The sequence below is a fragment of the Bradyrhizobium sp. KBS0727 genome (assembly GCF_005937885.2).
Classification (GTDB): Bacteria; Pseudomonadota; Alphaproteobacteria; order Rhizobiales; family Xanthobacteraceae; genus Bradyrhizobium.
Map to the genome: position 1 here is coordinate 164,283 of NZ_CP042176.1, position 20,141 is coordinate 184,423.

The 20,141-nt window shown below is 64.2% G+C and carries 20 protein-coding genes; 4 read left to right on the plus strand and 16 right to left on the minus strand.

The window, feature by feature from the left end; all coding sequences use genetic code 11:
• Positions 1-53: 53 nt before the first annotated feature.
• From FFI89_RS00760 to nth, 5 genes are all read right to left on the minus strand, one after another.
• The gene (locus tag FFI89_RS00760; RefSeq protein ID WP_138832003.1) at positions 54-569 is read right to left on the minus strand and encodes an isoprenylcysteine carboxyl methyltransferase family protein; all 516 of its coding nucleotides are present in this window, start codon (positions 567-569) and stop codon (positions 54-56) included.
• Positions 566-1,618, minus strand: a complete 1,053-nt coding sequence (locus FFI89_RS00765; protein WP_138832005.1) for a type III polyketide synthase — start codon at positions 1,616-1,618, stop codon at positions 566-568. The genes FFI89_RS00760 and FFI89_RS00765 overlap by 4 nt, the downstream gene beginning before the upstream one ends.
• 171 nt (positions 1,619-1,789) lie before the next feature.
• A complete protein-coding gene (locus FFI89_RS00770; protein ID WP_138832006.1) occupies positions 1,790-3,418 on the minus strand; it encodes an MFS transporter in 1,629 nt (542 codons plus the stop codon).
• On the minus strand, positions 3,405-4,436 hold the full coding sequence (locus tag FFI89_RS00775; RefSeq protein WP_371722544.1) for an HlyD family secretion protein: 1,032 nt from the start codon (positions 4,434-4,436) through the stop codon (positions 3,405-3,407). The genes FFI89_RS00770 and FFI89_RS00775 overlap by 14 nt, the downstream gene beginning before the upstream one ends.
• A gap of 213 nt (positions 4,437-4,649) precedes the next feature.
• The gene (nth, locus tag FFI89_RS00780) at positions 4,650-5,423 is read right to left on the minus strand and encodes an endonuclease III (protein ID WP_138832010.1); all 774 of its coding nucleotides are present in this window, start codon (positions 5,421-5,423) and stop codon (positions 4,650-4,652) included.
• A 22-nt stretch (positions 5,424-5,445) separates the two neighbouring features.
• Here nth and FFI89_RS00785 point away from each other — a divergent pair, with 22 nt between their 5' ends.
• Together FFI89_RS00785 and FFI89_RS00790 are read left to right on the plus strand one after the other, a co-directional pair.
• The gene (locus FFI89_RS00785; RefSeq protein ID WP_138832012.1) at positions 5,446-5,967 is read left to right on the plus strand and encodes a DUF2244 domain-containing protein; all 522 of its coding nucleotides are present in this window, start codon (positions 5,446-5,448) and stop codon (positions 5,965-5,967) included.
• Between the two features lie 56 nt (positions 5,968-6,023).
• Positions 6,024-6,920, plus strand: a complete 897-nt coding sequence (locus FFI89_RS00790) for a bifunctional helix-turn-helix domain-containing protein/methylated-DNA--[protein]-cysteine S-methyltransferase (RefSeq protein ID WP_138832014.1) — start codon at positions 6,024-6,026, stop codon at positions 6,918-6,920.
• Between the two features lie 136 nt (positions 6,921-7,056).
• Here the strand turns inward: FFI89_RS00790 and FFI89_RS00795 are convergent, their stop codons facing one another.
• From FFI89_RS00795 to hisC, 9 genes are all read right to left on the minus strand, one after another.
• On the minus strand, positions 7,057-7,680 hold the full coding sequence (locus tag FFI89_RS00795; RefSeq protein WP_138832016.1) for a 2,3-bisphosphoglycerate-dependent phosphoglycerate mutase: 624 nt from the start codon (positions 7,678-7,680) through the stop codon (positions 7,057-7,059).
• Between the two features lie 43 nt (positions 7,681-7,723).
• Entirely contained in the window at positions 7,724-8,539 is an 816-nt protein-coding gene (gene dapB, locus FFI89_RS00800) for a 4-hydroxy-tetrahydrodipicolinate reductase (protein ID WP_138832018.1), read from the minus strand.
• Positions 8,540-8,602: 63 nt separating this feature from the next.
• On the minus strand, positions 8,603-8,905 hold the full coding sequence (locus FFI89_RS00805; protein ID WP_138832019.1) for a DUF1330 domain-containing protein: 303 nt from the start codon (positions 8,903-8,905) through the stop codon (positions 8,603-8,605).
• Between the two features lie 21 nt (positions 8,906-8,926).
• Positions 8,927-9,637, minus strand: coding sequence for an orotidine-5'-phosphate decarboxylase (gene pyrF, locus FFI89_RS00810; protein WP_138832021.1), 711 nt, complete (start codon positions 9,635-9,637; stop codon positions 8,927-8,929).
• A gap of 6 nt (positions 9,638-9,643) precedes the next feature.
• Entirely contained in the window at positions 9,644-10,222 is a 579-nt protein-coding gene (locus FFI89_RS00815; RefSeq protein WP_138832023.1) for an NADPH-dependent FMN reductase, read from the minus strand.
• Positions 10,223-10,273: 51 nt separating this feature from the next.
• A complete protein-coding gene (locus tag FFI89_RS00820) occupies positions 10,274-10,882 on the minus strand; it encodes a class I SAM-dependent methyltransferase (RefSeq protein WP_138832025.1) in 609 nt (202 codons plus the stop codon).
• A gap of 211 nt (positions 10,883-11,093) precedes the next feature.
• Complete coding sequence (gene dnaJ, locus FFI89_RS00825; RefSeq protein ID WP_168212737.1) at positions 11,094-12,233, minus strand: molecular chaperone DnaJ; 1,140 nt, start codon at positions 12,231-12,233, stop codon at positions 11,094-11,096.
• Positions 12,234-12,377: 144 nt separating this feature from the next.
• Positions 12,378-14,279 (minus strand): molecular chaperone DnaK, encoded by a 1,902-nt coding sequence (gene dnaK, locus FFI89_RS00830; protein ID WP_138832029.1) that lies wholly within the window; start codon positions 14,277-14,279, stop codon positions 12,378-12,380.
• Between the two features lie 458 nt (positions 14,280-14,737).
• Complete coding sequence (gene hisC / locus FFI89_RS00835; protein WP_138832031.1) at positions 14,738-15,814, minus strand: histidinol-phosphate transaminase; 1,077 nt, start codon at positions 15,812-15,814, stop codon at positions 14,738-14,740.
• 412 nt (positions 15,815-16,226) lie between these two features.
• On the opposite strand from hisC, the gene FFI89_RS00840 reads away from it, so the two are divergent.
• Together FFI89_RS00840 and pncA are read left to right on the plus strand one after the other, a co-directional pair.
• On the plus strand, positions 16,227-17,165 hold the full coding sequence (locus tag FFI89_RS00840; RefSeq protein ID WP_138832033.1) for a hypothetical protein: 939 nt from the start codon (positions 16,227-16,229) through the stop codon (positions 17,163-17,165).
• 223 nt (positions 17,166-17,388) lie between these two features.
• Positions 17,389-18,114, plus strand: a complete 726-nt coding sequence (gene pncA, locus FFI89_RS00845) for a bifunctional nicotinamidase/pyrazinamidase (protein ID WP_138835983.1) — start codon at positions 17,389-17,391, stop codon at positions 18,112-18,114.
• A 177-nt stretch (positions 18,115-18,291) separates the two neighbouring features.
• On the opposite strand, the gene grpE is transcribed toward pncA, so the two are convergent.
• Both grpE and hrcA read right to left on the minus strand, forming a co-directional pair.
• Positions 18,292-18,897, minus strand: coding sequence for a nucleotide exchange factor GrpE (gene grpE / locus FFI89_RS00850; protein ID WP_138832035.1), 606 nt, complete (start codon positions 18,895-18,897; stop codon positions 18,292-18,294).
• 118 nt (positions 18,898-19,015) lie between these two features.
• The gene (gene hrcA / locus FFI89_RS00855) at positions 19,016-20,104 is read right to left on the minus strand and encodes a heat-inducible transcriptional repressor HrcA (protein WP_138832036.1); all 1,089 of its coding nucleotides are present in this window, start codon (positions 20,102-20,104) and stop codon (positions 19,016-19,018) included.
• Positions 20,105-20,141 lie beyond the last annotated feature (37 nt).

Here is a 20,141-nt window from a genome sequence, read left to right on the forward strand (position 1 = left end):
CCGAGTTGACGGCGTGGTATCCGGCGTATGGGTCCAAGACTCCTGCTGGCCGCTCATGAAGCGGCGCGTGCGAGCTGTCCGCGAACGGCAGATAGCGCGCGTACCTCGGCACGTATCCGGATCCAGAGCACGGCAGCGTTCAGCGCCGTAAAGACCAGCGCCAGGACCGGCAGATGCAATGCGATGGGAAGAAGCGCGATCTCGCCGGCGACGACGGCGTAGTTGGGATGCGAAAAATATCGGTAGGGTCCGGACACCACCAACGGCTCGCCCGGCAGCACGATGATGCGCGTGGTCCACCGCGACCCCAGCGTCGCCAGGATCCATAGCCGCAAGCCCTGCAGTACGACGAAGCCCGCAAGGGCTGTGAGATCGACGGCCTGGTCGCGTCCCCACAGCCACAAGGCGATCAGCCACGCCGCATGGACCGACACCAGCAGCGGATAATGCCGTGCGCCGACCTCGATCCCGCCGCGCGCCAGCAATTTTGCGGTGTTGTGGTGCGCCAGCGCGAGTTCGCCCAGGCGCTGCAGCGTGACCACGGCGAGAATGATGGACGCGAAGCTCACGATACGTGCCGCAGCGCGACACAGCTTGCGGTGAAACCGGGCCCGAGCGCCGTCAGCAGCGACCGCGGCGGCAAGCCCTGCGCGCGCGCGCGTTCCAGCACGAACAGAACGGTCGGCGACGACATGTTGCCGTAATCGGCGATGACCTCGCGCTCGTGGTCGAGCGCACCCTGATGAAGCGCGAATGCCTGCTCCAGCGCACGGATCACCTTGGACCCGCCGGGATGGCAAATGAAGCGATCGATGTCATCGATCGAAAGCTCCATCCGCGACAGCATCTCGGCCACGGCGGGCCGCATGTGTTCGGCGACGAAGCCTGGAATCGTCCGCTGGAAGATGACGCCAAATCCTTCCGCGTCGACACTCCAGCCCATGATGTCGAGCGTATCCGGCCACAGCTTTTCCCCGGTCGCCTCGATCCGGGTTGCGCCACCATCGCCCGCGCGCAGCACGACCGCCGCGGCGCCATCGCCGAACAGGCTGGCGGCGACGACGTTGGCCTTGGTCAATTCGTCATGACGTACCGCCAGCGTGCAAAGCTCAAGCGCGACCAGCAACACATTGGTGCCGGGCCTCGCCTGCGCCAGCCGTGCGGCGATCGACAGCCCCGACACGCCGCCGGCGCAGCCCAGACCGAACACCGGAACGCGCGAAACATCGGGGCGAAAGCCGAGTTTGCCGGCGACGCGCGCCTCCAGCGTCGGCGTTGCAATCCCCGTCGAACTCACCGTCACGACGGTATCGATATCGCCGGCCGAGAGGCCGGCACCCGCGAGCGCCTTGCCCGCGACATCGATGAACAGCTTTTCTGCACCTTCCAGGAAAGCCTGTGTCCGCTCCGGCCAGCCGCGTTGCTCAAGATACCATTCGATCGGCTTGACGCCGTAGCGGTGTCGGATGCCGGTATTGGCAAACAAGCTCGAAAACTGCTCGAACTCCGGGTAGCGATCGGTCAGCACGTCACGCGCGGCGGCCAGGATCTGCTTCTGGTGAAATTGATATGGCGGAACCGAGGTCGCCAAAGAAATCAACGCGGCCGTGTCGCCCATATCACTGTCCCTGCCTATGGCCCCGGTACATGAACCGTTTGGTGGGACGAATATTTCGGCGGCAGTGAATATCGAGCGCCCTGAGCATTCAAGATAAGTTGAATGCCGCCGGTCGAGGTCTCGACCCATCGCAGGCAGAATGGCGGCGCGGTGATGACGGTCCGTCCGCCGTTACGACACCGACACGCCGCACTTCCGCAACAAGCCCTTGGCAAAGCCGAACGGCGCCGGCGTGAACGGGCCGGGCGGTGCGCGGGTGATCAGGGCGGTAAAGCCGAGCGCGGCCATCGCCAGCCAGAAGCACAGCCAGAAGCCGTCGATATAAGCGAGCGTGTTGGCTTCGCGCGCCACTGTCGCGGACAGCGTTCCCACCGCACGCGCGGGCGCGGTCCCAACACCGTGGCTGGCAAAGAAATTCGAAAGCTTCTGCAGCATGCGGGTGACGTTGCCGCTGCCGTTCTCGATATGCTGCCCGAGATAATTGGAATGAATCTGCTCGCGTACCCGCAGCCAGGTGCCCATCAGGGCGACACCGATCTCGGCGCCGCCGAGCCGCATGATCTGGATATAGGCCGCGAACGAGGTGGCGCGGGCCGGATCGGAATTGGACAACGCCATGATGATGATCGGCAGCAGCGTGAGCGCCTGCCCGATCGACGTCAGCATCACGATCCCGACGAAATCCTCCCGCGCCCAGTCGTGACTGAGCTGCGTGCCCCAGAGATTGGCCGCGGCGAACGCCGAAAATCCCAGCACCACCACGGTGCGGGCATCAAAATGGCGCAGCAGATAGATCGCGAACGGCGTCAGCACGAACATCGGCAGCGCGCCGTAGATGAACAACAGCACGCCGGTCTGCTCGGGCCGGAGCCCTCCTACCACCGAGAGAAAATTCGGCACCAGCGACGAGTTGCACAGGCTGGTCAGGGTGTAGAGCAGGATGACGACCAGCGAGAGCCCGATGTTGCGCGAGAACAGCACGTTGAAATGCGCCCAGGGTTGCGGGACCAGCATCTCGTTGATCAGGAACAGAATGAACAACGCGCCGCCGCCGAGCAGCAGCGCCATGACGGTGCCGGATTCCAGCCAGTCCAGCCGGTTGCCCTGATCGAGCCCGGCATAGATCATCGACACGGCGGTGCCGAGCAGCAGCATGCCGCCCCAGTCGGCATCGCGCAGCAACGCGCGATTGACCGGCTCGGAGGGCGTGCCGAGATAGACCATCAGGCCCATCAGCGGCGCGATGACGACGCCCTGCCAGTACAGCCACTGCCAGCCCCAATGATCGACATAGAAACCGACCAGCGAGGTTGAAGTGTCGAGCGCGAAGCCGACGCGGATGGAATAGATCGCAATCGCCGGCAGCCACCAGCGCATCGGCAGGTTACGAAACACAATCATCAGCGTCGCCGGCACGAAGGTGCCGAGCAGCATTCCATGCACGATGCTGAGCGCGATCAGCGTGGGATAATCGTGGACGAACGGGATCGTCAGCGAGACCAGCGCATAGACCAGACTGGGAATGCCGAGCACGCGGCGCAGGCCGAACACAGTCGCGAGCCACGCCACCGCCGGCGCGATGAAGATCTGCGAGCCGATGCCGGCGGTCGAGAGCCAGGCGCCTTCGTCAAACCCCAGTGAAAACGCGCCGCGCAGGTCCGCCAACCCGACCGAGGTCAGGCGGCTGTCGAAATTGGCCAGAAACGAACCGAGCAGCACGGCGCCGACCGCAAATAGCGGTTGAGGGGCAATGCCGCCGCGCGACAGCGGCCCGCGATCGGCGCCGTCATTTTCTGCCATCCGTCCCCGCATCCCCGGTATGGATATTGGTCACGACCGACATGCCCGGCAGCAGGCGCTCGAGCAACGGCTGGTTCTTGTCGAGGACGATCCGGACCGGGATGCGCTGCACCACCTTGGTGAAATTGCCGGTGGCGTTGTCCGGCGGCAGCAGCGCGAATTGCGACCCGGAGGCCGGCGACACCCGCTCGACGCGGCCGTGCAGTTTCTCGTCGGGGAAACTGTCGACGGTGATGTCGACGGGCTGGCCCGGCCTGACCCGCGTCAACTGGGTCTCCTTGTAATTGGCGATCACATAGACATTCGGCAGCGGCACGACGTTGATGAGATTGCTGCCGACATTGACGTAGTCGCCCGGCTGAACCTGGCGTTCGCCGACGACCCCATCGAACGGCGCTATGATCTTGGTGTAGCCGAGCTTGAGTTTCGCCGCCGCCAGCGCGGCCTGCGCGCCCAGCACGTCGGCGGCGCGCTGCTTCTTGGTTCCGGCCAGCACTTCCATCTGGTGCTTTTGCGCGGCGATGACGGCGCGGCTGGCGCGCACGTCGGCCTGCGCTTTGGCATAGGCTGCTGTTGCCTGTTCGAATTTCTGTCGGGTGCCGGCTTCGGTCTGCGACAGCGACTGCTGGCGTTCCTGCTCCTGGCGGGCCTGAACCTCCTCGGCGGCGGCGGAGACCTGCGCCGCTTCAGCCTGCGCGATGGTGGCGTATTGCAACTCGACCTGGTTGCTCAGATTGTCGAGGGCGGCCTGCGCGGCCGCCACGGCGGCATCGGCCTGGGCGACCTGGGCCTGGTAGTCGGCGGGATCGATCTGGATCAAGAGATCGCCGGCCTTGACGCGCTGGAAATCATTGGCGGCAACCGTCAAAACCTCGCCGGCAACCCGGCTGCTCAGCCGCGTCAGCTCGGCGCGAACATAGGCGTCGTTGGTGGTCTGGGTCGTGGCGTTGCCGACCCACGCATCCCAGCGCAGCGTCGCCAGCGCGATGAACAGGAAGGCCACCAGTACCGCGAACAGCGGAAACGCAAACCGGCTCCACGCGCCGCGCTGAAGTGCCGCCGCGCGGGCCGCGGCGACCGCGGCTGCGGTTTGCGAAGGCGCGGTGCCGGTCGAAGCCGATGGTGCCGGGCTGATCTGATCCTGCTGACTCAAGCTGTCCCCCTCAAATCAGTCTTCCCGCATCATCCGCGTAAAGATGACGATACTTCAAGACATAATCATGAGCATGCCTCAGACCGTCTTTTCCGGCCAGCGGCAAAGATCGTTGATCAGGCATACTTCGCAGCGGGGCTTGCGGGCCAGACAGGTATAGCGCCCGTGCAGGATCAGCCAGTGATGGGCATGCAGCATGAACTCGGGCGGAATGATCTTTTCCAGCCCGAGCTCGACCGCAAGCGGCGTATAGCCCGGCGCCATCCCGGTGCGGTTGCCGACGCGAAACACGTGGGTATCCACCGCCATGGTGTGTTCGCCGAAGGCCATGTTGAGCACGACATTGGCGGTCTTGCGCCCGGCGCCGGGCAGGCTCTCGATCTCGGCGCGGGTACGCGGCACCTCGCCGCCGAACTCGGCGATCAGCTTTTCCGACAGCGCGATGACGTTTTTCGCCTTGTTGCGATAGAGCCCGATGGTCTTGATGTAATCGCGCACCGTCTCCTCGCCGAGCGCCAGCATCTTCTGCGGCGTGTCGGCGGCCGCGAATAGCGCCCGCGTCGCCCGGTTGACGCCGGCGTCGGTGGCCTGTGCCGACAGCACCACGGCCACCAGCAGCGTAAAGGGATTGAGATGTTCGAGCTCGCCCTTCGGCTCCGGATTGGCGGCGCGGAAACGGCTGAAGGCCTCGTAGACCTCGGCCGCCGTCCAGGGTTTCGGCTTGATCGTTTTTTTGGCTGATTTTTTTGCCGCCGGTTTGGGCGGCAGCCTGACCGATTTTTTCGCCGACTGCTTCGGCGCGGATTGAACGGACGGTGTTTTTGCGCGTTGGGAACGGATGCTTTTAGCCATGATCCGGGTATACTGATACGCGATGACCGCAAGCAACGATTTTGATCCGGCACTTGACCAGCCCGAGCTGTTTTCGGCGCTGCTGACGCCGCATCGCTCGCTGAGCCGCACCGGCTTTCTGGTACTGATGACGTTCATCAGTACCGTCAGCTTTACCACCGGCATCGCGTTTCTCTTGATGGGCGCGTGGCCGGTGTTCGGCTTTCTCGGGCTCGACGTGCTGGTGATCTACTGGGCGTTCCGGGTCAATTTCCGCCGCGCCGCCGCCACCGAGGAGATCACCGTCACACCCTTGGAATTGCGGGTGCGCCGGGTCAGCCATCGCGGCCATGTCGTCGAATGGGTGCTCAATCCGCTCTGGGTGCAGCTCGACCAGAAGATCCACGCCGAATTCGGCATCGAGCGGCTTTATCTGGTCTCCCGCGGCCGCCGCGTCTCGATCGGCAGTTTTTTGGGAGCCGACGAAAAGGCCAGTTTTGCCAAGGCCTTATTGGCCGCATTGCAGGCCGCCAAGCGGGGCATCACCTATAACCCGGTGTCGTGAGATAGTTGTCGGGAATCGGGTGGTTCTAAAGCCGCGTCCGGCCTACATCGATCAGCATGATGAACCTTGCCATGAATGAGCACCGCCTCACCAAACCGGGACCCCAGAACGCCGCGTTGCGCGACTACGACTCGGTGCGGCGCGCGATCGCCTTCATCTCGGACCACTGGCGCGCGCAACCGACCATCGAAGCGATGGCGGATGCCGCCGCGGTGACGCCGGATGAATTGCACCACCTGTTCCGGCGCTGGGCCGGGCTGACGCCAAAGGCGTTCATGCAGGCGCTGACGCTCGACCACGCCAAGGGCCTGCTGCGCGATTCCGCCAGCGTGCTCGACGCCGCACTCGACTCCGGGCTGTCCGGCCCGGGCCGGCTGCACGATCTGTTCGTCACCCATGAGGCGATGTCGCCGGGCGAATGGAAGAACGGCGGCGCCGGCATGACGCTGCGCTATGGATTCCACCCCTCCCCGTTCGGCACTGCGATCGTGATCGCGAGCGGCCGTGGTCTGGCCGGGCTGGCCTTTGCCGATCCCGGTGGAGAGCAGGCCGCGTTCGCCGACATGAAGCGGCGCTGGCCCAATGCGATCTATGTCGAAGACCGCGACGGCACCGCAGGCCTGGCGCAACGCATCTTCGACACCCGGTTGTGGCGGGCCGACCAGCCGCTGCGCGTGGTGCTGATCGGCACCGACTTCGAGGTGCGGGTGTGGGAGACGCTGCTGAAGATCCCGATGGGCCGCGCGGTCTGCTATTCCGACATCGCCACCAAGATCAAGAACCCGAAGGCCTCACGCGCCGTCGGCGCGGCGGTCGGACGCAATCCGGTGTCGTTCGTGGTGCCCTGCCATCGCGCGCTCGGCAAAGGCGGCGCGCTAACCGGCTATCACTGGGGCATCACCCGCAAGCAGGCGATGCTGGGCTGGGAAGCCGGGCAGGTCGGGGTGCATTGAGTAAGGCCCGCATTTGACCGTCAAACCCTCATGGTGAGGAGGCGCATAGCGCCGTCTCGAACCATGAGGCCCCGCCGGTGCCATTCATCCTTCGAGACGCGGCGCAGGCGCCGCTCCTCAGGATGAGGTCTGACACCTACCCCGCCAGATCGACCTTCGACGCCACGGTGGAATCCGCATTCAGCCGGTAGATCACCGGCGCGCCGGTCGCGAGTTCACGCTTCAGGATCTGCTCCGGCGTCAGCTTCTCCAGCACCATGATCAGCGCGCGCAACGAGTTGCCGTGGGCGGCGACCAGCGTGCGCTCGCCGCGCAGCACGCCCGGCAGGATTTCCTGCACGTAATACGGCAGCGTACGCGCCAGCGTATCTTTCAGGCTCTCGCCGCCGGGCGGCGGCACGTCGTAGGAACGGCGCCAGATCAGGACCTGGTCCTCGCCCCATTTCTTGCGGGCGTCGTCCTTGTTGAGACCGGAGAGATCGCCGTAATCGCGTTCGTTGAGCGCAAGATCGCGCGTGGTCGGGAGTCCGGTCTGGCCGATCTCCACCAGCATCAGATCCAGCGTGTGCTGCGCGCGCGTCAGCACCGACGTGAAGGCTGTGTCGAACGACAGTCCCTGTGCCTTTAACTTGCGGCCGGCTTCCTTGGCCTCGGCCACGCCCTTTTCGGTCAGGTCAGGGTCTTTCCAGCCGGTGAACAGGTTCTTCAAATTCCAGTCGCTCTGGCCATGACGCACCAGCACAAGAAGGCGATCGCTCATTTAAAAAAATTCCGTTTTCGATTCCGACGAGTTTTTTTGAGGTCTAGAAGTCCGTGAGCCCGAGCACGTCGGTCATGGTGTAGAAGCCAGGCTTCTTGCCATGCGCCCACAGCGCGGCCTTGACCGCGCCCTGCGCGAACATGGTGCGGTCCTCGGCCCGGTGCGTCAGCTCGATGCGTTCCATCGGGCCCGCAAAGACCACGCTGTGATCGCCGGTGACAGTGCCGCCGCGCAGCGACGCAAAGCCGATATCGCCGGATCGCCGCGCCCCGGTTTGGCCGTCGCGGCCACGCGCGGAGTGCGCATGCAGGTCGATGCCGCGGCCCGCCGCGGCGGCCTCGCCGAGCAGGAAGGCGGTGCCCGACGGGGCATCGATCTTGGCCTTGTGGTGCATCTCGACGATCTCGATGTCGAAGCTCTCGTCGAGCGACGCCGCGACCCGCTTGACCAGCGCCGCGAGCAGGTTGACGCCGAGGCTCATATTGCCGGACTGTACGACCACCGCGCGCGAGGTCACGCTCTTGATGACGGCCATGTCGGACGCGGAAAGCCCTGTGGTGCCGATGATGTGCACCAGGCCGCGCTCGGCTGCGATCGCGACATTGGCGATGGTGGCGCCGGGCACGGTGAAATCGAGGATGGCGTCGGCGTTGGCCGACAGCTTCCACAAGTCGGCCGACAGTTCGACGCCGTTGGCCGGAAGGCCGGCCAGCACGCCGGCATCCTTGCCCAGCAGGGCCGAGCCCGGCGCTTCCAGCGCGCCGGTCACGACCGCGCCCGGGGTTTCCGAAATAACCCGCACCAGCGCGCGGCCCATCCGGCCTCCGGCTCCCGCAACGATCAAACGCATGTCGGCCATGGCTTCACCTCTTCACGCCCTATAGCGGGGCGAGGCCGTTCCGGCAACCAAAGGCCCGGTATTTCAGGGCTGCGGGCCGTCATAACCTTCGATAATTACTAGATCGCCTTCGGAATGCGGCGAACGGACTTTCACCAGATGGGTGTATTCCGGCGAATTGTAGCAGGCGAGCGCGGTTTCGTAGTCCTTGAATTCGAGCACCACATTGCGCGAACGTGCCGTGCCTTCCCTGACTTCATGCGGGCCGCCGCGCACCAGGAATTTGGCGCCGAATTTGTGAAACACCGCGCCGTTCTGCGCGATGTATTCCTTGTACCCGTCCATGTTGTGAACATCGATACGCGCGATCCAGTAGCCCTTTGCCATTTCCCGTTCTCCTTTTTCAACTCAGGCCAACGCCTGCGCGATTTCGGCCTGGATGGCCTCCGCCGCAGCCCGGGGATCGGCGGCGGCCGAGATCGGGCGGCCCACCACCAGATAATCCGCGCCGGCCGCGATTGCGCGCGCCGGGGTCATGATCCGCTTCTGGTCGCCGACATCGGCGCCCGCGGGCCGGATCCCCGGCGTCACCAGATGCATCTGGTGGCCGACGATCTTGCGCACGCCAGCCGCTTCCTCGGGCGAGCAGACCAATCCGTCGATGCCGAGCACCTGCGCCTGCTGCGCGCGCGCCTCGACCAGGTCGGCGACATTGAGCCGGTAGCCGGCGGCGTGGAGATCGCCGTCGTCGTAGGAGGTCAGCACGGTGACCGCGAGAATCTTCAGGCTCGATCCCGCACGCCCTTCGACCGCGGCCTTCATGGTCTGCGGATAGGCGTGCACGGTGAGGAACGTCGCGCCAAGTTTCGCCACGCTCTCGACGCCGCGGGCGACGGTATTGCCGATGTCGTGCAGCTTGAGATCGACGAACACCTTCTTGCCGGCGTCCGTCAGCCGGCCGACCAGCGGCAATCCGCCGGCGTAAGCGAGCTGGTAGCCGATCTTGTAGAAGGTCACGCTGTCGCCGAGCCGTGCCACCATCGCTTCTGCCTCGGCAACACCGGGCAGATCGAGCGGCACAATCAGGCGGTCGCGGGGAGCGATCTTGGCTGGCTGCATGTCACCTCACATCATGCGTTGGGAAATGTCGATCAACTGCCGCGCCAGCGCTTTCAGCGCCTCGCTGTCGGCAGCGTGCTTCAGGTGGTCCATCTCGTCATAGGCCTGGTCCGCAAACGACAGCGCGAGCTGGTTCGGGACAACTGTCGCGTGGCAGGCCGTCAGGATCAGCCGCAGCGCCGCCAGCGCGCGGCTGCCGCCGAGCCGCCCGCCCGAGGCGGACGCGATCGCAAACACGCGGCCCTTGAAGACGTCGCCGCGACTCTCATGCGCGTCCTGCACCCGGCTGACCCAGTCGATGGTATTCTTGACCAGCGCCGGCACCGAGGAATTATATTCCGGCGTCACGATCAGCACGCCGTGATGCGCGCCGATCATCCGCTTCAGATTGACGGCGTGCTTCGGGACCCCGGACTTCGCCTGCAGGTCGCCGTCATAGATCGGCAGCGGAAAATCCGACAGCGAGATCCGGGTCACCTCGGCGCCCATCTGCGCGAGTTCATGGGCAGCCACAGCGGCCAGCTTCGCATTGAGCGAGCCGGATCGCAGCGATCCCGGGATCACGAGGATTTTCAGTGCGGACATTTTCAGAAATCGTACTCGGGGGCAGATCCTGCCACGCGAATACGCGGCAGCTTAACGCTTGCGATACACCCAGACGCGGGCGGGCGGAAGGTTCATCCAGATCCGCTCGGAAGCTTCTGTGGACACGCCAGGCAGCGATTTCGGAATCGGCGGCGCGACCGAATAGGTGAACTGCACGAACGGCGCGCCCGGCGCCAGCGCCGCAAAGGCGTCGCGGATCAGCTTCAGGCGCATCAGCATCGGTTTGGTGACCAGCGGCAGGCCGGAGACCACCGCGGAGGCCGGCGCATCCAGCGCGCCACTGAGCGAGGCGCGCAGCGCATAGGCATCGCCCTGCACCACCTTGGCCTGCGGATAGCGATCGCGCAGCAATGCGCAGAAGCCCGGATTGTATTCGACCAGCACCAGCCGCTTTTGATCGACGCCATGTTCGATCAGCGCATTGGTGATCGCACCGGTACCGGGTCCGAGTTCGACGACCGGTCCGGTGGAGTTGACATCGACATATTGCGCCATGGTCCGGGCCAGCACCCGGCTCGACGGCATCACCGCGCCCATGTGAAGCGGCTTCTCGATCCATGAACGGAGGAAGCGAACCTCGTCGTCGAGACGGAGAGGCTTCTTCAACTTCAACGCACGCACGGACGATTGCAAAGGCATGTCGCTACCAGGCGGGGCCCGCAACAGCGCGGGGGAATGTCAGAAAACAGTCATAAACACGTATAGGGCGAAGCCGATATGGTCAAGCCAGACGGTAACGCGTCGGATCGGGCAAACTGTCCGCGTTTCCTGAATAAAGCCCTGTGCCGCCGAGATTATTCGGCGCGATCGGGCGCCGTATCGTAACCATCAGTGACGCCGGCGCGAAAGCTTACGTGCCGGCGCGGGTGCCGAAGAAGTCCTTGACCTTGGTGAAGAAGCCTGCGGCTTCCGGCTGGGTTGCGCCCGACGACAGTTTTTCGAACTCGGACAGCAATTCCTGCTGCTTCTTGGTCAGATTCTGCGGCGTTTCGACCATGACCTGGACGTACATGTCACCGGTCTGGCGCGACCGCAGCACCGGCATGCCCTTCGAGGCGATGCGGAAACGGCGGCCGGACTGCGTCCCCGGCGGTACTTTGACCTTGGTCTTGCCCTTCTCGATGGTCGGGACCTCGAATTCGCCGCCAAGTGCTGCCGCCACCATCGAGATCGGAACCCGGCAATGCAGGTCGGCGCCGTCGCGCTGGAAGAATTCATGGGTCGACAGCGACAGGAAAATGTAGAGGTCGCCGGGCGGCCCGCCGCGGACGCCGGCCTCGCCTTCGCCGGCCAGCCGAATGCGGGTGCCGTCCTCGACGCCCTGCGGGATGTTGACCGACAGCGTGCGGTCGCGCGTCACCCGGCCCGAACCCGAACAGCCCGGGCAGGCATCCTCGATCATCTGGCCGCGGCCCTGGCACGTCGGGCAGGTCCGCTCCAGCGTGAAGAAGCCCTGGGCCTGGCGGACGCGGCCCTGGCCGCCGCAGGTCGAGCAGGTCTTCGGCTTGGTACCAGCCTTGGCGCCGGTGCCCGAGCAGGGCTCGCAGGTGACCGAGACCGGAATCTCGATCTGCGCGGTCTTGCCCTGGAAGGCCTCTTCCAGCGTGATTTCCATGTTGTAGCGCAGGTCGGCGCCGCGCTCGCGACCGCCGCCGCGGCCACCGCGTTGGCCGGCCATGCCGAACAGGTCTTCGAAAATATCCGAGAACGACGACGCGAAGCCGGCGCCGAAGCCGGGGCCGCCACCGCCCATGCCCTGCTCGAACGCGGCATGGCCATAGCGGTCATAGGCGGCGCGCTTGTCGCCGTCCTTGAGGACCTCGTAGGCTTCGTTGATTTCCTTGAACTTCACTTCGCTCGAGGCGTCGCCCGGATTCTTGTCCGGATGCCATTTCATCGCGAGCTTGCGGAAGGCCGCCTTCAGCTTGGACTCGTCGGCGGTCCGTTCGACTTCCAGGGTCTCGTAGTAGCAGCGCTTGGTGGTGGACATCAGTCAAACCCGCCCGAAGTTCTTCTTCATGCCGAAGCAACACTCAAAAGAAAGATGCAGCCTTCGGCTTAAAGAAAAATGACCCCCACCCATTGAGACGCTGCTTCGCGCTCTTTGGAGCAGGGGTCATGATCGATAGCCCGCTTACGCCGACTTCTTGTTGTTCTTGTCGTCGTCGACCTCGGTGAACTCCGCGTCGACCACGTCATCCTTGGCAGCGTCCTTGGCCGCGTCGGCCTCGGCCTGCTGCTTGTACATCGCCTCGCCGAGCTTCATCGAAGCCTGCGCCAGCGTGTTGGTCTTGGCCTTGATGGCCTCGGCATCGTCGCCCTTCAGCGCTTCCTTCAGATCGCTGACAGCGTCCTCGATGGCGCGACGCTCGCTCTCCTCGACCTTCGAACCATGTTCGGCCAGCGCCTTCTCGGTGGAGTGCACCAGCGCGTCGGCATGGTTCTTGGCGTCGACAGCCTCGCGGCGCTTCTTGTCCTCGGCCGCATTGGCCTCGGCGTCCTTGACCATCTTCTGGATGTCGGCGTCGGACAGACCGCCGGATGCCTGGATCCGGATCTGCTGTTCCTTGCCGGTCGCCTTGTCCTTGGCCGAGACGTTGACGATGCCGTTGGCGTCGATGTCGAACGTCACCTCGATCTGCGGCATGCCGCGCGGCGACGGCGGAATACCCATCAGATCGAACTGGCCGAGCACCTTGTTGTCGGCCGCCATTTCACGCTCGCCCTGGAAGACGCGGATGGTGACGGCGTTCTGGTTGTCCTCGGCGGTCGAGAACACCTGGCTCTTCTTGGTCGGGATCGTGGTGTTGCGATCGATGATGCGGGTGAACACGCCGCCCAGCGTTTCGATGCCGAGCGAGAGCGGGGTCACGTCGAGCAGCAGCACGTCCTTGACGTCGCCCTGCAGCACGCCGGCCTGGATCGCCGCACCGATGGCAACGACTTCATCCGGGTTGACGCCCTTGTGCGGCTCCTTGCCGAACAACTGCTTCACCACTTCCTGGACCTTCGGCATGCGGGTCATGCCGCCGACCAGCACCACTTCGCCGATCTCGGCGGCGGTGAGGCCTGCATCCTTCAGCGCCTTGCGGCACGGCTCGATGGTCTTCTGGATCAGATCGTCGACCAGCGCTTCGAACTTGGAGCGGGTCAGCTTCATCGTCAGATGCTTCGGACCGGTCTGGTCGGCCGTGATGAACGGTAGGTTGATTTCGGTCTGCGTGGTCGAGGACAGTTCGATCTTGGCCTTTTCCGCGGCCTCCTTCAGGCGCTGCAAGGCAAGCTTGTCGTTGCGCAGGTTGATGCCCTGCTCCTTCTGGAACTCGTCGGCCAGATAACCGACCAGACGCATGTCGAAGTCTTCACCGCCCAAAAACGTATCGCCGTTGGTGGACTTCACCTCGAACACGCCGTCGCCGATTTCCAGAACCGAAACGTCGAAGGTGCCGCCGCCGAGATCGTACACCGCGATGGTGCCGGCCTTCGTCTTGTCGAGACCATAGGCGAGCGCGGCCGCGGTCGGCTCGTTGATGATGCGCAACACCTCGAGACCGGCGATCTTGCCGGCGTCCTTGGTGGCCTGACGCTGGGCGTCGTTGAAATAAGCGGGAACCGTGATGACGGCCTGCTCGACCTTCTGGCCGAGATGGGCTTCGGCGGTCTCTTTCATTTTCTGCAGGATGAAAGCGGAGACCTGCGAGGGCGAATAGGTCTTGCCGTCGGCTTCGACCCAGGCGTCGCCGTTCGATGCCTTGACGATCTTGTAGGGGACGAGCTTCTTGTCCTTCTCGACCATCGGGTCGTCATAGCGGCGGCCGACGAGGCGCTTGACCGCAAAGAAGGTGCGCTCGGGATTGGTCACCGCCTGGCGCTTGGCCGGCTGGCCGACGAGGCGCTCGCCATCGTCAGTGAAAGCAACAATCGACGGCGTCGTGCGCATGCCCTCGGCGTTCTCGATGACTTTCGCAGTCTTGCCATCCATTACGGCGACGCACGAATTCGTGGTGCCGAGATCGATCCCAATGACCTTTCCCATGGTCCTCATATCCTTCTTTTTGCGGCAGGTTGGCTGGGCCCTGAGCGGCGCACCTAACCGAACCCCCAACTATCAAATACTCGCGATATTGCGACGGTGAGCCTCATATAGGAGGGGGGGTTGGGCCTGCAAGGACTGAACGCAACCTTGGGGCCTGAAAAGACTGAGGTTTGAAAGATTGTGTCAGCTCGGGATGCCGGCAGGTTCATGACCTGAGCCGCGTTAAGAGATCGGCAATGATTGCGGCCACGCGGCCGCCGCCTGGGCCACGATGAGGTCGCGCAACCCGAACGGGCGGTCATCCCCAGCGCGGATTCGTCCGCACCGTGGATCGTCCCGGGAGTCGCCGGAAAATCGCAAAATGCTGCGAAATCCGCCGAAAAACTCCCGGTTTCGGAACCCGCTGATAGCAGCGACATTTGCTGGCCGAACGGACCACGAACGGCGAGACTGCGTAATCACGCCGCGGCCGGCTCGCTGCCCAGGATCTCCGACAGCGCCGACAACAGCCGGTCGGTCTGCCCGTCGGTGCCCACCGTGATCCGCAGGTAGTCGGCGATGCGTGGCGCCGAAAAATGGCGGACGATCACCGCCCGCTGGCGCAGTGCCGCGGCCAGCGCCGCGCCTGCATGCGCCGGATGACGCGCGAACACGAAGTTGGCGGAGGACGGCAGCACGTCGAAGCCAAGCCGGACCAAGCCACGATTCAGCCGCTCCCGGCCTTCGATGACGCGCGCGCGGGCCTGTTGAAAATAGGCCTCGTCGCCCAGCGAGGCGATGGCGCCGGCCTGCGCGGGCCGGCCAAGCGGATAGGAATTGAAGCTGTCTTTGACGCGATTGAGCGCCTCGATCAGGTCGGCATCGCCGATCGCGTAGCCGATGCGAAGTCCGGCCAGCGCCCGGGACTTCGACATGGTTTGGACGACCAGAAGATTGGGATGGGAGGCGACCAGCGGAATCGCGGTCTCGGCGCCGAAATCGACGTAGGCCTCGTCGATCACCACAGGGGCGTCGGGATGTTGCTCCAGCAACGTCGCGATCTCGGCCCGCGACAACGCGATTCCTGTCGGCGCGTTCGGATTGGGCAGTATCAGCGCGCCGGCTGGCCTCTGATAATCGGCGATGCGGATTTGCATCGCCTCGTCGAGCGGCACCGCCTCGTAGGCGATCCCGAACAGGCGGCAATAGACCGGGTAGAAACTGTAGGTGATATCCGGGAACAATAACGGCGCGTCGTGTTTCAGCAGCGCGGCGAAGGCGTGCGCCAGCACCTCGTCCGAACCGTTGCCGACAAACACCTGTTCGGGCCGCACCCCGTGGTAGATGGCCAGCGCCATCCGCAAGGCGTTGGCCTGCGGATCCGGATACAGCCGCAACGTATCGGCCGCCTCGTTGCGAATCGCTTCCAGCGCGCGCGGCGAAGGACCGATCGGATTTTCATTGGTGTTGAGCTTGACCAGCTCGGTCATGCGCGGCTGTTCGCCCGGCACATAGGGCGTCAGGCCATGCGTCAAACTGCTCCAGAATCGGCTCATCTCTCGGTCCAGATCTCGTTACGCGTTTTTGGGTTCCAGTATGGCGGCAAGAAGGCGCATGAGAAAGAGAAAGGGTCCTTCGCGGATCGCGCCGCGCAGGCGATAACACACTGAGCAAACTATCGAAATTGGAACAATTGGGAACGCCGCAAAAACTTTCTCCGGACCGTCTGTGCCGGGCTGATTTTCTGCCGTTCGGTCTGTTCATGTGGGTGTCCGGGGCTGATCGCAAGCTGCGTCTTGGCCGCGTCTTGGCCGCGACCCCGTGACGCGCGCCCGTGCCGCCCTGTTCCACGGACATCAAAACCGCTAAAAGCGGGCCGACTGAACCGAGGCCGCCAAGCCTTGGTGCACCACCTTACTGCACCGGCCGACCATTGAACGGCCTCAATGCAAACCCGGTAGATCCTTCATGAAGCCACTTCGATACTTCGCTGCGGTTGCCCTCGCTGTTGCTGCCACCTGTTCCGCCTACGCGGCGGACCCGGTGTTCGCGCCGGGCGCCAGGGTCGGCCTGGTGCCGCTGGTCGGCCTCGTCAAAGCAAAGTCCTTTGTCGGGTTCGAGACCGAGGATCACGGGGTCAAGGTGCTGATGGCGGACCTGCCCGTCGAGGCCTATGGCGAGGTTGCCAGTGCCTTCAAGGCCAATCCCGGCGGCACCGGCGGCGTCAAGCCGGAGAGCATCGAGACCGCGACGGGGCTTGCCTACTACACCGCCGAAAACGCCAAGGAAGGCGCCACCAATGTGCGGCGCTATTCGATGATCCTGCCGGGCCCAACCTTCTCGGGTTATGTCGCCGTGCAGGTCCCGGAAAACGCCTGGAAGATTTATACCGACGAAGCCGTGCGCCAGATGTTTGCGTCCGCCGTGATCCGCAACGAGGTTCCTGTCGAGGAGCAGCTTGGGACGATGCCGTTCAATATGAACGAGCTCAGCAATTTCAAGAATGTCCGCACGCTGGCGCCCGGGGCCGCCGTCATTCTCGCCGACGGCGACGAAAAGACCGGCTTCGAAATCGCGCCCTTCATGATCGTCGGCCTGATCGGCTCCGCCCCGACCTCGCCCGATGATCGCGGCCGTTTTGCCCAGCAGATCGCGACCACGATACCCGGCGTGCGCGACGCCAAGATCACGATGTCGGAGCCGGTACGCATCGATGGCCAGCCCGGCTACGAGACGCGGATCGATGCCACCAGCGGCAAGGACAATACGCCTGTTACCGTCGTGCAGTGGCTGCGGTTCGGCGCCCAGACCTCGATGCGCATCATCGGCAGCTCGCCGCGCGACGACTGGAGCAAGGCGTTTCCGCGCTTCCGCGCGGTGCGCGACGGCATTCAGCCACGCAGCTGATCGGCGTATCGCCGATCGTGCCGAAGATTCAATCGCGCGCCGCCGTTTAGAGCCCGGTTCTGATTGAATCAGACGCGGGCGCTGCTTTTTTGTTTTGACGCGTTGTCTTTACGCGAACCGGCAACCACTTCGCTCGAAAACGCTGTAAGCTGCTTTACGCTCTGAGCCCGACCTGATTTGCTGGCTCCGGTCTTTGACAGGGAGATGCATCATGTTCGACCGAATGTTGGATCGCTGGCAAATTCTCGCGGGACTAGGCACCATCGCCGGCACGGCCGCGATGGCGACGGTTTTCCCGCGCGCGCTGCAGGCTGCTGCGATCAAGCCTGATGACGCATCGGCGCTGTTGGTGATCGACGTCCAGAACTGTTTCCTGCCGGGCGGCAGCCTCGCGGTGAAGGACGGCGATCAGGTCGTGCCCGTCATCAACCGCATCGCCAAAAACTTTGCCAATGTGGTGATGACGCAGGACTGGCACACCGCGGGCCATATCTCGTTCGCCTCATCCCATGCCGGCAAGAAGCCGTTCGAAACCGTCGATCTTCCTTACGGCAAACAGGTGCTGTGGCCCGATCACTGCGTGCAGGGAACCGACGGCGCGTCGCTGTCGAAGGACCTCTCGATCCCGCAGGCCGAGCTGATCATCCGCAAGGGTTTTCACAAGGACGTCGACAGCTATTCAGCGTTCACCGAGGCCGACGGCAAGACCACGACCGGCCTCGCCGCCTACCTGGAGGCGCGCCAGATCAAGCGCCTGTTCGTGGCCGGCCTCGCCACCGATTTCTGCGTGGCATGGACCGCGCTCGATGCGCGCAAGGCCGGCTTCGAGACCTATGTGGTCGAAGATGCCTGCCGCGGCATCGACACCCAGGGCTCGATGGCCAAAGCCTGGGCCGATATGGCCAAGGCCGGCGTCAAGCGCATCCAGTCCGCGGATATCGCGGCTTAGCTTCGCCTTACCTCTCCCGCTTGCGGGGGAGGTCGGATCGCATCGAGAGATGCGATCCGGGTGGGGGAAGCTCTCTCCACACGAACAGTTTGACTCGCGGCGACACCCCCACCCCAACCCTCCCCCGCAAGCGGGAGAGGGAGTGCAGTACCTTCACGGATGCAGCTCGATCTAATCTTAGTTCTGTTCGCTCGCCGCCGCGGCTGCCTTGGCGCCGCCCTTGGAGACGCCGACCAGCGCCGGACGCAGCACGCGATCGCCGATCATGAAGCCGGCCTGCACCACCTGAACCACCGTCCCTGATGGAACCGAGGGATCGGGCACTTCGTACATCGCCTGCTGGAAGTTCGGGTCGAACTTCTGGCCCGACGGATCGAACTTCTTGACGCCGTTCTTCTCCAACGTGTTGAGCAGCGAGCGTTCGGTCAGCTCGACGCCCTCGATGAAGGCCTTGATGCCGGGATCGGCGGTTTCCCTGGCCTCGGCCGGGATCGCATCGAGCGCGCGCTGCAGATTGTCGGCGATATCGAGAATGTCGCGCGCGAAACCAGTGATCCCATAGGTCTTGGAATCGGCGACCTCGCGCCGCGTGCGCTGGCGCAGGTTTTCCATTTCCGCCAGCGTACGCAGCGTCTTGTCGCGCGCGTCAGCCAGTTCCTTGGTCAGCGCCTCGGCTGATCCTTCCTCGGGATCGTCGGGCATGATGTAGGGCTTGGAGACCACGGGCTCGCCGCTCTGGGCCGCGTTCGCCGGGTCTTCATTCGGCCGGTTGGGATCGGTCATAAGGCTGCCTTCTCAAAAAACGCATCTGGTCAAATGGGGATTTGCTGCGGGGGATATCGTGCTTTAGGCGACGAAAATCAAGCGTTCATAACCGCTTTTGGGGGCAGCGGGGCTCGGATTAGCCGCCCAGCATCCGGCTGACGATCCGGGCCGCATAGTCCACCGTCGGAATCACCCGTGCATAGTTCAGCCGCGTCGGCCCGATCACGCCGAGAACGCCGACAATGCGGCCCGAGGCGTCGCTATAGGGCGCGATGATGGTGGAGGAACCGGACAACGAGAACAGCTTGTTCTCCGATCCGATGAAAATTCGCACGCCTTCGGCGCGCTCCGCCCGGCCGAGCAGGTCGATGACGCCGCGCTTGGTCTCGAGATCGTCGAACAGCGATTTGACCCGCTCAAGATCGTCCAGCGCATGCAGATCTTCGAGCAGATTGGCGTGGCCGCGCACGATCAACTGCCGGTCCTCGGTTTCGCCGCCGGACCAGCCGGCGATGCCGGCCGCGATCACCTTCTGCGTCAGTTGATCGAGTTCGGCGCGGCTAGCCGTGAGCGCGGTTTCGAGTTCCAGCCGGGCTTCGGCGAGCGTTCGCCCGCGAATCCGCGAGTTGAGGAAATTGGTCGCTTCCGTCAGCGCCGAAGGGGGAACGCCAGGCGGCAAGGTCAGGACGCGGTTTTCGACCTGGCCGTCCTCGCCGACCAGCACCACCAGCGCGCGCTCCGGCTCCAGCCGCACGAATTCAATGTGTTTCAGCCGCGAATTGGATTTGGCGGTCAGCACCACGGCGGCGGCCCGGGTCAGTCCCGACAGCCGCGTCAGGGCTTCGCCAAGGGCTGCCTCGACCGACTGCGCGCGGCCGACGGCGGCGAGCTGGGTCTGAATCGATGACTGCTCGGCTTCGGTGAGATCGCCGACCTGCATCAGGGCATCGACGAAGAACCGCAGACCAAGCTCGGTTGGAAGCCGGCCGGCCGAGGTATGCGGCGCGTAGATCAGGCCGAGCTGCTCGAGGTCGGACATCACATTGCGCACCGAGGCCGGTGAGAGCGGCATCGCGATCAGGCGCGAGATATTGCGCGAGCCGACGGGTTCGCCGGTCGCGAGATAACTCTCGACGATTTGACGAAAAATGTCGCGCGAACGCTCGTTGAGCTGGGCGAGCCCCGCATTCGGCGCGATCAGACCAATCGGATCGTGGTGGGCCAATATTTATTCCTCCCAGCCCCTCTAATCTGTCCATCCG

Bases quoted from the DNA above. Each gene is read 5' to 3' on its own strand.
- FFI89_RS00765 (WP_138832005.1), bottom strand. From the start codon at position 1,618: ATGGGCGACACGGCCGCGTTGATTTCTTTGGCGACCTCGGTTCCGCCA.
- FFI89_RS00770 (WP_138832006.1), bottom strand. From the start codon at position 3,418: ATGGCAGAAAATGACGGCGCCGATCGCGGGCCGCTGTCGCGCGGCGGC.
- nth (WP_138832010.1), bottom strand. From the start codon at position 5,423: ATGGCTAAAAGCATCCGTTCCCAACGCGCAAAAACACCGTCCGTTCAA.
- FFI89_RS00785 (WP_138832012.1), top strand. From the start codon at position 5,446: ATGACCGCAAGCAACGATTTTGATCCGGCACTTGACCAGCCCGAGCTG.
- FFI89_RS00790 (WP_138832014.1), top strand. From the start codon at position 6,024: ATGATGAACCTTGCCATGAATGAGCACCGCCTCACCAAACCGGGACCC.
- FFI89_RS00795 (WP_138832016.1), bottom strand. From the start codon at position 7,680: ATGAGCGATCGCCTTCTTGTGCTGGTGCGTCATGGCCAGAGCGACTGG.
- dapB (WP_138832018.1), bottom strand. From the start codon at position 8,539: ATGGCCGACATGCGTTTGATCGTTGCGGGAGCCGGAGGCCGGATGGGC.
- FFI89_RS00805 (WP_138832019.1), bottom strand. From the start codon at position 8,905: ATGGCAAAGGGCTACTGGATCGCGCGTATCGATGTTCACAACATGGAC.
- pyrF (WP_138832021.1), bottom strand. From the start codon at position 9,637: ATGCAGCCAGCCAAGATCGCTCCCCGCGACCGCCTGATTGTGCCGCTC.
- FFI89_RS00815 (WP_138832023.1), bottom strand. From the start codon at position 10,222: ATGTCCGCACTGAAAATCCTCGTGATCCCGGGATCGCTGCGATCCGGC.
- FFI89_RS00820 (WP_138832025.1), bottom strand. From the start codon at position 10,882: ATGCCTTTGCAATCGTCCGTGCGTGCGTTGAAGTTGAAGAAGCCTCTC.
- dnaJ (WP_168212737.1), bottom strand. From the start codon at position 12,233: ATGTCCACCACCAAGCGCTGCTACTACGAGACCCTGGAAGTCGAACGG.
- dnaK (WP_138832029.1), bottom strand. From the start codon at position 14,279: ATGGGAAAGGTCATTGGGATCGATCTCGGCACCACGAATTCGTGCGTC.
- hisC (WP_138832031.1), bottom strand. From the start codon at position 15,814: ATGAGCCGATTCTGGAGCAGTTTGACGCATGGCCTGACGCCCTATGTG.
- FFI89_RS00840 (WP_138832033.1), top strand. From the start codon at position 16,227: ATGAAGCCACTTCGATACTTCGCTGCGGTTGCCCTCGCTGTTGCTGCC.
- pncA (WP_138835983.1), top strand. From the start codon at position 17,389: ATGTTGGATCGCTGGCAAATTCTCGCGGGACTAGGCACCATCGCCGGC.
- grpE (WP_138832035.1), bottom strand. From the start codon at position 18,897: ATGACCGATCCCAACCGGCCGAATGAAGACCCGGCGAACGCGGCCCAG.